Source organism: Sphingomonas sp. Leaf242 (assembly GCF_001422045.1).
Taxonomy (GTDB): Bacteria; Pseudomonadota; Alphaproteobacteria; order Sphingomonadales; family Sphingomonadaceae; genus Sphingomonas.
This window is the reverse complement of record NZ_LMLW01000010.1, coordinates 103,234-116,322: the sequence shown is the minus strand read 5'-3', so window position 1 is coordinate 116,322 and position 13,089 is coordinate 103,234. Positions and strand designations below refer to the sequence as shown.

General features: G+C 66.4%; 14 protein-coding genes and 1 tRNA gene. 11 read left to right on the top strand and 4 right to left on the bottom strand.

From position 1 onward, the window contains the following. Positions 1–8: 8 nt before the first annotated feature. Entirely contained in the window at positions 9–536 is a 528-nt protein-coding gene (locus tag ASF09_RS19840; protein WP_082444317.1) for an MEKHLA domain-containing protein, read from the bottom strand. Between the two features lie 470 nt (positions 537–1,006). On the opposite strand from ASF09_RS19840, the gene ASF09_RS14685 reads away from it, so the two are divergent. Further along, positions 1,007–1,468: a PaaI family thioesterase gene (locus ASF09_RS14685; RefSeq protein ID WP_060526905.1), complete on the top strand. Its 462-nt coding sequence runs from the start codon at positions 1,007–1,009 to the stop codon at positions 1,466–1,468. Between the two features lie 258 nt (positions 1,469–1,726). Here the strand turns inward: ASF09_RS14685 and ASF09_RS14680 are convergent, their stop codons facing one another. Beyond that, positions 1,727–2,032, bottom strand: coding sequence for a DUF2218 domain-containing protein (locus ASF09_RS14680; RefSeq protein WP_060526904.1), 306 nt, complete (start codon positions 2,030–2,032; stop codon positions 1,727–1,729). Then, the gene (locus tag ASF09_RS14675; protein ID WP_443025026.1) at positions 2,029–2,466 is read right to left on the bottom strand and encodes a PadR family transcriptional regulator; all 438 of its coding nucleotides are present in this window, start codon (positions 2,464–2,466) and stop codon (positions 2,029–2,031) included. The genes ASF09_RS14680 and ASF09_RS14675 overlap by 4 nt, the downstream gene beginning before the upstream one ends. A 401-nt stretch (positions 2,467–2,867) precedes the next feature. On the opposite strand from ASF09_RS14675, the gene ASF09_RS14670 reads away from it, so the two are divergent. After that, on the top strand, positions 2,868–4,181 hold the full coding sequence (locus tag ASF09_RS14670) for a replication-associated recombination protein A (RefSeq protein WP_060526902.1): 1,314 nt from the start codon (positions 2,868–2,870) through the stop codon (positions 4,179–4,181). Positions 4,182–4,267: 86 nt separating this feature from the next. Further along, positions 4,268–5,188, top strand: coding sequence for a hypothetical protein (locus ASF09_RS14665; RefSeq protein WP_060526901.1), 921 nt, complete (start codon positions 4,268–4,270; stop codon positions 5,186–5,188). On the opposite strand, the gene ASF09_RS14660 is transcribed toward ASF09_RS14665, so the two are convergent. After that, complete coding sequence (locus tag ASF09_RS14660) at positions 5,185–6,252, bottom strand: endonuclease/exonuclease/phosphatase family protein (protein ID WP_162237257.1); 1,068 nt, start codon at positions 6,250–6,252, stop codon at positions 5,185–5,187. The two genes, ASF09_RS14665 and ASF09_RS14660, sit on opposite strands and share 4 nt — an antisense overlap. Before the next feature lie 151 nt (positions 6,253–6,403). On the opposite strand from ASF09_RS14660, the gene ASF09_RS14655 reads away from it, so the two are divergent. The 8 genes from ASF09_RS14655 (at position 6,404) to ASF09_RS14620 (ending at position 13,034) form a co-directional block, all read left to right on the top strand. Beyond that, complete coding sequence (locus tag ASF09_RS14655; protein WP_060526899.1) at positions 6,404–7,177, top strand: COG4705 family protein; 774 nt, start codon at positions 6,404–6,406, stop codon at positions 7,175–7,177. 6 nt (positions 7,178–7,183) lie between these two features. Further along, positions 7,184–8,092: a hypothetical protein gene (locus tag ASF09_RS14650; protein WP_060526898.1), complete on the top strand. Its 909-nt coding sequence runs from the start codon at positions 7,184–7,186 to the stop codon at positions 8,090–8,092. Between the two features lie 48 nt (positions 8,093–8,140). Continuing rightward, positions 8,141–8,216 (top strand) — tRNA-Thr (locus tag ASF09_RS14645). A 359-nt stretch (positions 8,217–8,575) separates the two neighbouring features. Then, positions 8,576–8,860, top strand: a complete 285-nt coding sequence (locus ASF09_RS14640; protein WP_156359388.1) for a hypothetical protein — start codon at positions 8,576–8,578, stop codon at positions 8,858–8,860. Positions 8,861–9,000: 140 nt separating this feature from the next. Beyond that, the gene (locus ASF09_RS14635) at positions 9,001–9,888 is read left to right on the top strand and encodes a LysR family transcriptional regulator (protein ID WP_235529840.1); all 888 of its coding nucleotides are present in this window, start codon (positions 9,001–9,003) and stop codon (positions 9,886–9,888) included. A 130-nt stretch (positions 9,889–10,018) separates the two neighbouring features. Then, positions 10,019–11,200 carry an MFS transporter gene (locus tag ASF09_RS14630; RefSeq protein WP_060526895.1) on the top strand — a complete coding sequence of 394 codons (1,182 nt, stop codon included), beginning with the start codon at positions 10,019–10,021 and terminating at the stop codon, positions 11,198–11,200. A 109-nt stretch (positions 11,201–11,309) separates the two neighbouring features. After that, on the top strand, positions 11,310–11,720 hold the full coding sequence (locus tag ASF09_RS14625) for a (R)-mandelonitrile lyase (RefSeq protein WP_060526894.1): 411 nt from the start codon (positions 11,310–11,312) through the stop codon (positions 11,718–11,720). Positions 11,721–11,810: 90 nt separating this feature from the next. After that, positions 11,811–13,034, top strand: a complete 1,224-nt coding sequence (locus ASF09_RS14620; RefSeq protein ID WP_060526893.1) for a hypothetical protein — start codon at positions 11,811–11,813, stop codon at positions 13,032–13,034. The last annotated feature ends 55 nt before the right edge of the window (positions 13,035–13,089 follow it).

Sequence of the window (13,089 nt, the reverse complement as noted above, 5' to 3'; positions counted from 1 at the left end):
TGGCTCACTCAGCCAAGGGGCGAAAAGGTTGCAGCTTGTCCATGCGTTGACCCATCGTGGTCGGTTAACTGCCAAATACAACCGTCATCAATCGAGAACCGGCAACCGGATTTCGTTATTCTTACGCCGCAATATCCCGAGTAATGTCCGTCTTTTTTGACCTTATCCAGCAGGATCTGTCGATCCGCACGATTGGTCGGCTCTGCGGATAGGCGTGATGGTAGCGATGTAAACTCGCTCCATCCGTAACCGAAACAGCGCTGAGCTGCGATATTGGCGTAAATGAAAACGGGATCGGGATCGGCGTTGTGAGCGACAACAGCGAACGGTGCTTGATGATAAAGCCAATGTTCATCGCAGTTTTCAGGAAATAAGGCATCGCCCACGATGCGGCGGTAACTACCGACCAATAGCTCGAAGAACGGCTTATCGAGGTAGATTGGGCCGGTCGATCGAGCGGGGGGCGAACCTGATGCCCCTGCTGCTTCGATTTGCTGATCCTTGTGAGCCTCGGTGTTCGGGAGGACGCCGGTCATTTCGGAAGCACCTCTTTCGATCGCTGCGGGAGAAGATGGGCTGGCTGGAGGTCGGAGCACGAAGCACGCTTTTACAGGGCAATCACGCCGCCAGCATCTGGCCGAATCGGTACTTTATCGTAGGGTTCGACCGGTTCGACTGGGCGCGCCAGCCCTGAATGAGCCGAACATCGACAGAGCTAGCGGCTTGCAATGATAGGCGAATGCCACAACCGGCACTGCGCGACTGAAAGCCGCCCGTCTGCCAACCTCCCATCCGTCATTCGCCCCCCGCGCCGCAGCCGCGATTTTTCACCGGGTTCTGGCGCGGGCCATGCGCGCGTAGTGCGTGCCGAGGCGGTCGAACTTCACGATAAAGTACCGATTCGGCCGGATGTAGCTGGTTCAATTACGCTGTAGAAGCGCTGCGTCCGTATGGCTTGCGGCCGCTCAAATGCCTGCCTCTGAGATCACAATGAGGATGTCCGCGTATGAACTTCTTGACCGATGACGTAGAGCTTGATGGCCATGACCAGATGGCAGCCTTGATGGCAGCCGATGTTCAACCGCCGATCGGCGAGACACTGGAGTACATTCTGGTCGAACTCGAGCGTGGCCGTGTGGTGTTCGAGGGTTCGCCGTCGCGTAAGGTCTACAACCCGATCGGATCGGTGCATGGCGGCTATACTGCGACCTTGCTCGACAGCGCCTGCAGTGCCGCGGTGCATTCCAGTCTGCCGGCAGGTCAGGGCGCTATGACACTCGAATTGAAGGTGTCGTATCATCGCGCGTTGACCGAGGCGAGCGGACCAGTGCGCGCCGAGGGCAAGATTGTATCGTTGGGGCGCCGCGCCGGTTTTTCCGAAGCTCGGCTGCTGGATGCACAGGGCCGACTATGCGCGTCGGCGACATCGACCATGATGATCTTCCCGACAGCAGCGTCCGCTGCGTGAACCAATCGCGGATAGGCAGGCTATGCTCGCATGCGACTATGGCCTGCCAACCTGATAAATTGGTATCGGGAAGCAGACCGTAACCGCGGTTGACCGTCGTTTTCGAGAAAGGCGGCAGCTTCGCGCTATGGTGGCTATCGCGATACCCCCGCCCGGAAGCGGCCATTCCGCTTTCCTCTACAGACCGGCCAATCCGCTCAGGCTTTAGATTCCCATGGTTGGACTAGACGCCTCCTACCCTAGGGTAGGAGGATCGGTTCATACCGCGTCCGTCCAGTCAAACGTCAGCGGTGCCTCGCGGAAGGCGAAGCGGTCTAAGTGGCTCGACACCACGTCGCGCATCCGGTCGACGTCCTCGCCCGCCGGGACCGTCAGCGCGATGTCGAGCGTGTCGGTGTCGGCGCGCATGTCGAGCACCGCGCCGTTCGGGAAGGCGATGCGGCCTTCTTCGGCCGAGAAGGTCACCTCCATCTTGTGGCTCCAGTGCTTGGCGAGCTGCTGGAGATACTTGCTGGCGGACTGCGTTGGCACGCGCGCGATCAAGATGATGGGCGAGACGCTCACTTGAGCCGCTCGATCTTCTGCGCCGCCTCGTCGAGCAACCCGGCGACCGCGTGCAGCGTGTCCTCGTTCACGTCCGCGCGCATCAGCCGAGTCTGGAGCACCTGTCGCAGATTGCCCATCGCGCGGCGGATCGGTGCGCCGTCGGTCCGTTCGGACTCGGCGCCGACGGCTGCCAACCGGGCGAACAGCGCCTCGACGATCTCGGCATTGTCCTTCAGCAACTGACGCCCTTCGTCGGTTACCGCGAAGCGCTTCTTGGCGCCTTCCGACTTCTGCTCGTCGATCAGCCCCATGTCGTCGAGCGTGCTCAGCGTGGGATAGATCACGCCAGGGCTCGGCGCATAGCTGCCACCTGCCAGTCCTTCGATCTCGCGGATCAGGTCGTAGCCGTGCCGCGGCGCATCCGCGATCAGCTTCAACAGCACGAGCTTCATCTCGCCGCCGTCGAAGACCCGGCGGCCTCGACCGCGTGACCCCCCGCCCGACCTCCAATGGGCATGGTCCTCACCATGCTCGCGACGGCCGTGGCCACCATGCCGGGGGCCGCCGCTCCACGGTCCAAATCCCATTTCGTTACGCATTTGAGTGTTCTCCGATATTTCCAAGATGGTCTGAGATATATCGCAGAATATTCCACATTCAAGGGAGGCGCTGCATTTTGTTCGATCTGCCTCGCAGCAGCCCCAAGTCCGCACCGCGCCGCCAAGGGTTCAATGTCGGCGCCACACCCCTTATGTTCTCTCAGGCACACGCACTGCCGCAGCGATGTCGGCGATTGCCGTGCGCCGCGGTATCGCCCGCTGCGCCCCCCTCGATCCGTGGAACCCGAGACCCGATGTCCGACACGCTCTTCAGCGCCAACGCACCGCGGCCGCTCGCGGAAATCCTGCGCCCGCGCCGGTTTTCGGACATCATCGGCCAGGAGCACCTCGTCGGACCCGAGGGCGCGCTCGCGCGGATGATCGCGGCCAAGCGGCTGTCGTCGTTCATCCTCTGGGGCCCGCCCGGGGTCGGCAAGACGACGATCGCGCGGCTGATGGCGGACGAGGTTGGCTACAACTTCATCCAGCTGTCGGCGGTGTCGACCGGCATCGCCGACCTGCGCAAGGCGCTCGCCGAGGCGACCCGGCTGCGCGAATCGGCGTCGAAACCGACCGTCGCGTTCGTCGACGAGCTTCACCGGTTCTCGCGACCGGTGCAGGACGCGCTGCTCCCCGCGGTCGAGGACGGGACGATCGTGCTGATCGGCGCGACCACCGAGAATCCGAGCTTCAGCCTCGTGTCAGCGCTGTTGTCGCGCGCGAAGGTCTATACGCTCAATCGCCTCGCCGCCGCCGACCTGCACCGCGTGATCGCGCGGGCGGAAGCGCATTTCGAACGCCCCCTGCCGCTCACCGACGATGCGCGCGACGCGCTGGTGGCGATGGCGGACGGCGACGCGCGCTATCTGCTCGGGCTGTGCGAGGACATCGTCGCGACCGATCACCCGTCCGATCTTGATACGATCGCGCTCGCAACCCTGGTGCAGCAACGCGCGCCGCTCTACGACAAGGGGCAGGAAGAGCATTTCAACCTGCTCAGCTGCTTCCACAAGAGCCTGCGCGGCAGCGATCCCGATGCGGCGCTGTACTGGGCGGCGCGGATGATTGCCGGCGGCGAGGACCCGTCGGTCGTGTTCCGCCGGCTGTGCTGCGCGGCGTCGGAGGATGTCGGCATGGCCGATCCGCAGGCGCTGGTCCAGGTGATGACCGCGTGGCAGGCGTTCGAGCGGGTCGGCCTACCCGAGGCGCGGTTGTTCCTCGCGCAGGCGATCAACTATGTCGCGACCGCGCCGAAATCGAACGCCTCGTACCGCGCGTTCGACAAGGCCAGCGCGCTGGCGAAATCGACCGGGTCGATCGCGCCGCCCAAACGCATCCTCAACGCGCCGACCAAGCTGATGAAGGAGCTCGGCTACCACGACGGGTATCAATATGACCACGATCACCCCGATGCGTTCGCGGGACAGAGCTTCTTCCCCGACGAACTCGGGGGACACGATCATCCGGTGCTCTACGAACCCAACGAGCGCGGCTTCGAGCGCGACGTGAAGAAGCGCCTCGAATTCTGGAACCGCCGCCGGAAACAGGCGCCCGAAGCCAAGGACTGACGCCTTATCGGTCTGCAGCGCGCGCCGATCTGCGTGGCGATGCGTTGGGGGTGCTCGTCCTGCCATCCCCAAGCCGTGAGATCCTCATGTCCATCATCGACCCCGCGCGCGACTATGCCGCGCGCGACGCCAGCATCGTCGTCAACAGCTACACCACCGTGCTCCGCCGCCCCGGCGTTCCGCACGAGGTATTCGCGACCTATTGGCGCGACGTCCACGGCCCGCTGTGCTCGCGCATTCCAGGGCTCGGCTGGTACGTCCAGACGCATCTGAACCGCGAGCAGGACGCGCATCTGTGGCCGGCGATCGACGGCATCGCGCCATTCGACGACTATGTGCTCGATGGCGGCGTCGAGATCGGCTTCGCCTCCGAAGCGGACCAGGACATTTTCAACGATGCCTGCGCGATCCTGTTCGCGGACGAACAGAACATGTTCGCGGCGACCGTCGCCTATGCGCTGCCGCAGGGGTCTCGGACGCTGGTCGACCGCGCCCCGGACCCGATCCCGAACGGCGATGACGGTCTCGACCGCCTTCACGTCCATTTCGGCGCGCGCCACGACGACGCGGCCGGCTTTGGCGCGTACATGATGCAGTTCGCCGAGACGCTTGCGGGCGATCCGGCGGTGCTGAAAGTGCGGCTCCATGTGCCCGAGCGCTACGACAATGCGGACCCCGCCCCGCCCGCACCCAACGTCGACCACAGCGTGCCGCCCGAACGCGCGCTGGTCGCGATCCTAGACATCGCGTTTGCCACGCCGATGACGCGCCGCGCATTCTACGCGTCCGACGCGTTCCAGCGCACCACCGCGGACCAGCAGGCGCATATCGCCTACACCTCGGCGTTCGCGGTCAGCGGCGTCTACACCTATGTCCGCGACGGCGCGCTGACGGTAGCGGGTCTGCGCGGCAGCCGCCCCGCGCAGCTGATCGAACGGCTCGGCGCCGCCAACCAGGTCGCCGACGACGCCCGCCACCTGCTCTTCACCGGGCGCCTCGAGGACTAGGCGCGGGTAGCGGCACCCTTTGCCCGGCGGCTCGCCAGCGTGCTGCCGGGCACCGAACGGCTAGTCGAGCCGTCGATCCGATAGCGCACCATCACGCCGATATGATCCGACAGCATCGCATTGTCGGGACCGCGACCGAACGGCGCGCTGAGCGCAAGCGGCTGGACGGCGGCGCCGTTCGACGGACGATACAGCAGGAAATCCTTCGCGCGCCCGGTCGAGTAGGCGATGTCGGCAGGCTGCGTCACCAGGCAGGTCCGCGACTCCCGGCACTTCAGCGAGCCGCCGGTCAGCGCGGTCGCTCCGCCGAACATGTGCTGCGCGAAATAGGCGCGCCGCGCGATATCGCGACCGACGTTGAAGTCGCCCGCCACCAGCATCGTCCCGCCGGGCCGCGCCATCGAACCGATGAACCCGCTCAGCACGTCGATCTGCCGCCGATACGCATACAGCGCGCGTGGCTCGGACACGCCAGTCGCGCCGTTCGAATTGAGATGCGTGTCGATCACCGTGACCGGCCCCGCGACCCCAGGCACCGCGATCAGCGCGGCCATCGCGCCCTTGTTTGCAAGGCAGTCATAGCCCGCACAGACCGGATAGCTGATCCGCCGCACCGCCAGGATCGGATAGTCGGAGAAAATCGCGAGGCCGCTGCCGACATGCTTGCCGACCCGCTCGCCGCGCAGCATGCTGCCATCCGCGACGAACTGCCGGTCCTGTGCGGTTGCGGGGTCCGCGGTCGCCTCGGCCGGCGCACCGAACGCGACATAGCGATAGCCAGCCGCGGCACCGATCGCCTTGGCCTCGGGCACGAACGATTCCTGCAACGCGACGATTCCGGGTTGCCGCCCCTCGGCGCGCATCGTGCGAAGCTGCGCGGCGATCGCCGACAACGCGCTCGATCGATCCTCCGCGACCGGCCAGGGCACGCCGTGGACGTTGTAGGTCATCACCGACACGCTCGTGCCGGGCGCGGTCATCACGGCGGATGGCACCGCGGCGGGCGCTGCGCTTCCGACCAGCGCGGCGATACCGACACCCAAACTCGCGATCCGTACCGACACCGTGCGATCTCCCTGCTCTTGCTTCGACGACGAGACGCCGCCGCGGCATCGGTTCCACATGTCCCGATTAAAACTTCCGCGATTTTCCGGTGTGCGACACTGCGGATCGATCGCCTCGTCGGCGTCTCCCAAGCAACGAGGGGAGAATGTCATGACGGCTTGCGATCGCGCCACGCTCGCCAAGGTTGCCGCCAAGGTGCCGGCGGTGACGACGGCGTTCTGGATCATCAAGATCCTCGCCACCACGCTCGGCGAGACCGCGGGCGACACGGTCAGCATGTCGCTGAACCTCGGCTACCTCACCGCCACAATCGTCTTCGTCGCGATCCTGCTGCTGTTGGTGTGGCAACAGGTTGCGGCGGACCGCTACCGCCCGGCGCTCTATTGGGCGACGATCATCGCCTCGACGACCGCAGGCACGACGCTCGCGGACTTCGCCACCCGCTCCCTCGGGATCGGCTATCCCGGCGGATCGCTGCTGCTGCTCGGCTGTGTCGTCGCGTCGCTGGCGTTGTGGTACAACCGGCTCGGTTCGGTGTCGGTCGCGACCGTCCACGAACCGCGCGCGGAATTGTTCTACTGGCTGACGATCACGTTTTCGCAGACGCTGGGCACCGCGCTCGGCGATTGGACCGCGGACACCGGCGGGCTCGGCTACGGCGGCGCCGCGATCCTGTTCGGCGTCGTGCTCGCAGGGATCGCAGGCCTGTATCTGTGGACGGCGGTCGACCGGGTTCTCCTGTTCTGGAGCGCGTTCATCCTCACCCGCCCGCTCGGCGCCGCGGTCGGCGATTTTCTCGACAAGCCGGTCGATCATGGCGGGCTCGCGTTCAGCCGCCCCTATGCGTCCGCGGCGCTGGTGATCGCGATCGTCGTCCTGGTGCTGCTCAAGCCCTTGTACCCGTCCGAACGCCGCGCCACCTGAACCGCGATGCCGAGCCCGCCGCCTGTAAATTCCGAAACCGGCAAGGCGGCGCGATTCACCCGGTTCACCGCGATCGACTGGTCGGGTGCGCAGGGGCATCGCCACAAGGGTATCGCGGTCGCGACCTGCGGCGTCGGCGATGCAGCGCCGGTGCTGGTGTCGCCCCCCAACTCAGTGGCCTGGTCACGCGCGGACGTGCTCGACTGGCTGCTCGACCAGCGCGATTCGCCGATGCTGATCGGGTTCGATCTCTCGCCGGCGTTCCCGTTTGTCGATCAGGGCGGCTATTTCCCCGGCTGGCAGCAAAGCCCCGGTGACGCGCGTACGCTGTGGGACTTGGTCGAGACGCTGTCGTCGGCCGACCCGCATCTCGCGGTCGACACCGTGTTGCGCGATCCCGACATCCGCCGCCATTTCCGCCAGCATCGCGATTGCGGCGATCTGTTCGCGGGCGGCGCGGGCCGGATGCGCGTCTGCGAGCTGGGCCAGCGCGCGATGGGCTTCGCGCCGACGAGCTGCTTCAACCTGGTCGGCGCGGCGCAGGTCGGCAAGTCGAGCCTGACGGGCATGCGCGTGCTGCACCGGCTGGCTGGGCGTATCCCGGTATGGCCGTTCGATCCGCGGCCCGATCACGGTCCGGCGATCGTCGAAATCTACACCACCATCGCCGCGCGCGCCGCCGGCATCCGCAAGGGCCTGAGCAAGATGCGCGACGCCGCCGCGCTCGATGCGGCGCTGGCAGGTCTGGGCAGCGACCCGCATACGCCGCTGCCGCGCTACGACGATCACGCCACCGACGCGATCCTGACCGCGGCGTGGCTGCGCGCGAACGCGGATCGCGCCGATCTCTGGGCGCCAGCAGGCATGACCCGCGATATCGCCCGCACCGAGGGCTGGACCTTCGGCGTTTCTTGAAGCATTGGAGCGCAACGCCGCAGACGCCTTGTCGCGCTGCGCACGTGGGCCGGTTTAGCTCAGTTGGTAGAGCGCCAGTTTTGTAAACTGGATGTCGCGGGTTCGATTCCTGCAACCGGCACCACTTTTTACCGCCATCGGACGGACAGTCGAAACTCTTCGACGGACACGGCCTATATCTCAACGCCCTGAAGCCGAGCGCCAAAGCGCCCGCCCCGCCTCGTCGAACCAAGATTTCGCCCGTCGAGGACAATATGGTTGCGCCGGAATCTTGCGCGCGTTGACATTAAGGCGTGGGTCCACGATGGTATTCGCATGTACGCACCTGCGACACATAAGCGTTTTCGCGACCACGCTGGCCAACTCGCCGCACGCGGTTAGCCCGAGCTCGCGGCCAATGCCGCTCGAGTTCGGGCTTTATTCGATCTGACCTTTGGGACGCGCGCTGCGCGCCCATGATCTCGAATGTGCGGAAACCGTAAAATGGCCGACAATATCTCGAACTCCGACGATCCTTCTGCGAGCGATCATAAGCCACAGGTTCGCAGCCCGTCGCCTCAGCCTTTTCTGAGAATGCGACCCAAACACTTCTTCTCGAACAAATTCGACATGGAAATCGTCGAGGACTATTCCAAAGCCGATGCTGCGGGCGTGCCGGAGGGAAAGCGGAACTGGCTCGGTAGACTTATGGAGCTGAACCTTCTGCTTCTGATCCTTTTGATCGGCGTGCCGGTGCTGGTGTATTGCATCTTGTCCTCGGCGGCCTGACCCGGAATCGGACATCGGCGCCTACCCGGCTCCGGGAGCGACAGGCCGCGCCGCGCACCTGGTCCATCTGCCCCCGGCGCATATTGTCTTCGCCGGGGGGACGCTCCACACCGTGAGCCATGCCTTCCAGCCGACCCGACATGGCCGATTTCACCTATTTTCTGGCGATCGCGCGACACCGCAGTTTCAGTCGCGCGGGGCTCGAACTCGGCGTCACCGCTTCGGGCCTGAGCCATGCGCTGAAAGGGCTGGAAGGACGGCTTGGCGTACGTCTGCTCAACCGCACCAGCCGCAGCGTCACGCTCACCGCCGCCGGGGGGGCGCTGCGCGATGCGGTCGAAGGACCGTTCGCCGAGATCGCTGTGGCCGTGGAAGGCCTCAACCGCTTTCGCGACACGCCGGCCGGGCGGATACGCCTCAACGTCGTTGCCGACGCTGCGACCTTGCTGCTCGGGCCGGTGATGTCGGCGTTCGCCGACCGCTATCCGGACGTCGAGGTCGACATCGTCGCCAGCAACCGGATGATCGATGTGGTCGATTCCGGGTTCGACGCGGGCATCCGTCATGGCGGCACGGTGCCGGAGGACATGATCGCACAGCGGCTGTCCGCCGACCTGCGCTGGGTGGTCGCGGCGGCGCCGGCGTATCTCGCGCGGTTCGGTACGCCGGCGACCCCCGCCGATCTCGTTCGGCATCGCTGCATCGGCGTGCGGCTGGGGGACGATCGTATCTATCGCTGGGAATTCGAGGGACCGGACGGGGAGTTCGCGGTGCCGGTCGCGAGCCGCATCACCGCCGACGATGGCCGCGCCATGCTGGCGATGGCGCTCGGCGGCACCGGATTGGTCTATGGCATCGCGCCGATCTTCGCGCCGCATGTCGCATCCGGTGCGCTCTCGCTGGTGCTGGAGTCCTGGTCGACGACCGGCCCCGGCTACGAATTATATTATCCGAGCCGCCGCCATGTGCCGACCGGGCTCCGGGCGTTGATCGACTTGATCAAGGAGTTGCAGCCGCTCGGGCGGTGATGCGAAACGTTGAGCTTTGCTCACAGGTCCTTGGAGTGCATCGGGGCTAATCGCCTTCGGTGAACAGGCCTATCTCGCCCGAGGAATACGCCGCCGCGTTCCGAGGAGAGCTTCGCTGACCACCGCAACAATGATCGACGCCGAGCACGGCCATGCGTCGCAAGCACCCGCATGGGGCGCCGTGTACGCGATGACGCTCTGCACCTTCGTGCTGGTGGCGTCCGAGTTCATGCCGGTCAGCCTGCTCAGCCCGATCGCAGCCGACCTTCACCTCACCGCCGGCCAAGCGGGTCAGGCGATCGCGATTTCCGGCCTGTTTGCGATGATCGCCAGCCTGGCGCTCGGCCGGCTGATCAACGGCATCGATCGCCGCCTCGTCCTGCTCGGGCTGACCGCCTTGCTGATCGTGTCCGGCGCCGTGGTGGCCTGCGCGCCGACCTACGCGATGCTGATGCTCGGACGCGCGATACTCGGGATCGCCATCGGCGGCTTCTGGTCGATGTCGGCGGCGATCGCGATGCGGCTGGTGCCGGCGGAGTCGGTGCCCAAGGCGCTCGCCATGCTCAACGGCGGCAACGCGCTCGCCACGGTGATCGGCGCGCCGCTGGGCAGCTTTCTCGGTGGCCTGATCGGCTGGCGTGGCGCTTTCTTCTGCGTGGTGCCGATCGCGATCGCCGCGACCGCGTGGCAGGCCTTGGCGCTGCCCTCTCTACCCGCCGAACGACGCGTCGGGGGCAGCGGCATGCTGGTCCTGTTGCGGCGCAGGACGGTCCTGCTCGGGCTGGCCGGCGCGGTCCTGCTCTTCATGGGACAGTTCGCGCTCTACACCTATCTTCGTCCGTTCCTCGAACAGGTGACGCGCGTCGGGCTGGGCACGCTGTCGACGCTGCTGCTCGTCGTCGGCGTCGCGGGGTTCATCGGCACGACGCTAATCGGTCGCCTGATCGGCCGCCAGATTCACCTCCTGCTCGCGGCGATCCCGGCGATCATGGCCCTCGTCGCGGTCGGCCTGGCGATCTTCGGAACGTCGGTCGCCATCGTCGCGGTCCTGCTCGCCGTGTGGGGCTTCGTCGCCACCGTGGCCCCGGTTGGATGGTGGACGTGGTTGACCCGCGCCGCGCCCGACCATCCCGAAGCCGGTGGCGGACTGATGGTCGCGGTGGTCCAGTTCGCGATCATGTCCGGGGCGACCATCGGCGGCCTGGCGTATGATGCTACCGGACCGAGCACGGAGTTTCTCGGCTGCGCGGCGATCCTCAGTGCGGCAGCAGCGGTCGCGCTGTTCTGCGGCACCGACCGCGCCGCCGCCTGACCGCGTCCCGCGCCCGTACGCGCACTATCTCTCACGGCCGACGAACCCACCGAAGCCCGCGAGACATGCGGCGATATCTCGTCAAGATCACCCACAAAGGAGTCGTTCGATGCACCTCAAGCGCGCAGGATCGCAACCGTCGCAGCCCGGCCCAGCCGACTATTTCACCGGCAGCGTGCGTATAGACCCGCTGAACGTGCCGCCCGCTCCCGCCCGTCATTCCTGCGCGGCGGTGACGTTCGAGCCCGGCGCGCGGTCGCACTGGCACACCCATCCGCTCGGCCAGACGCTGATCGTCACCGCCGGCTGCGGCTGGACGCAGTGCGAGGGCGAGAATATCGTCGAAATCCGCGCCGGCGACGTGATCTGGTGTCCTCCAGGCCACAAGCACTGGCATGGTGCGACCCCGACGACGGCGATGACCCACATCGCCGTCCAGGAGGCGCTCGACGGCAAGAACGTCGAATGGCTCGAACCCGTCACGGATGCGCAATATGCCGGCGTTCGGGACACTGCCTGAGACCGTGCCGCGCCGCTCGACCCATCCACCAGAATCGCGAAACGGCGACTAGGGTGTGGAACACCGGGGCCCGGCTTGATAGCCTCGGCAATGCCTATATTTCCCGCCACGCGCATCGCTTCCCTGCTGATCCTCACGACGCTCGGCGCATCGGTCATGGCCCAGGAAGAACGCCCTGTGCGCAGCGTCCGCTTCGTGGGACCGGTCGAGCGGGTTACCGCCGCCAGCCTCCCCGACTTGTCCTCTAGTCTCGCCCGGCTGGCAGCGATCGATCCGACGCATCCGCTGGGCGACGGCAGCACCGCACAGACGCTGAGCCTGTTCGGCCGGGAAGACCTGATCGCGGCGAGCAGCAAGGATTATCAGGCGAAGGCATGCGCGCCGCTCGAGGCCGCAACGGACGTCCTCGCCGAGATCGAGCGACGCGCGCGGACGACGTCGATCGTCATCGTCACCGAGAGCCACGAACGCACCGACCATCGCGGCTTCAGCACCGCGGTCGCGACGCGGTTGCGGCCGCTCGGGTACGATACGCTGGCACTGGAGACGCTGTCTCCATCGATGCCCGGCACGCCGACGCGATATCTGCCGGCGTTCGTCCGGCAGCCGGCGCTGCCGTATTTCGAGGACGGCGACGGCCATTATCTCTCGGAGGCGGGATACGGGCGGCTCGGTCGACGTGCCAAGGCGCTCGGCTATCATCTCCTGGCCTACGAGTTCATCGATGAACATCCGGCGGCGGACGCGACGATGGACCAGCGGATCGCAACGCGCGAGGAAGGACAGGCGCGCAACCTCGCCGCCTACGTACACGATCATCCCGGTGCCAGGCTGCTGGTCCACGTCGGCTACTCGCACGCTGCGGAGGTGCCACGCGCCGACGGCACCCGGTGGATGGCCGCGCGGCTCAAGGCGACGACCGGAATCGATCCGCTCACCATCTCGCAGACGACGTGTCGCGGCAGTAGCGGCGAGGTGCGGCTGTCCGCGCTGCCGAACGACGAGCCGCCCGGCACGTTCGACCTGGTCGTCGATCACCCCACGGCACGCTTCGTCCGCGGGCGCCCCCTATGGCGGCGGCAGGCCGGCGACCTGCCAGTCAGCATTCCCCGCGCGCTGTATCCGGCAAGCGGCTGGCGCGTCGTCGAGGCCCGCCCGGTCGGCGAGCCCGCCGCCTCCGTGCCGCTGGACCGGATCGCGATCCGCGCGGGCGATGATGTCGCGCTGATGCTGCCGGCAGGACGCTATCGGTTGCGGGTGATCGACGTGGGACCGGCGCGAGGATCGCAGACACCGGGCAAACCGGCCCTGTGAACGGCGAACGGCAGGCTTCGCGCTTGTCCCCCGCGCGTTCGCAAATGCAGCACGC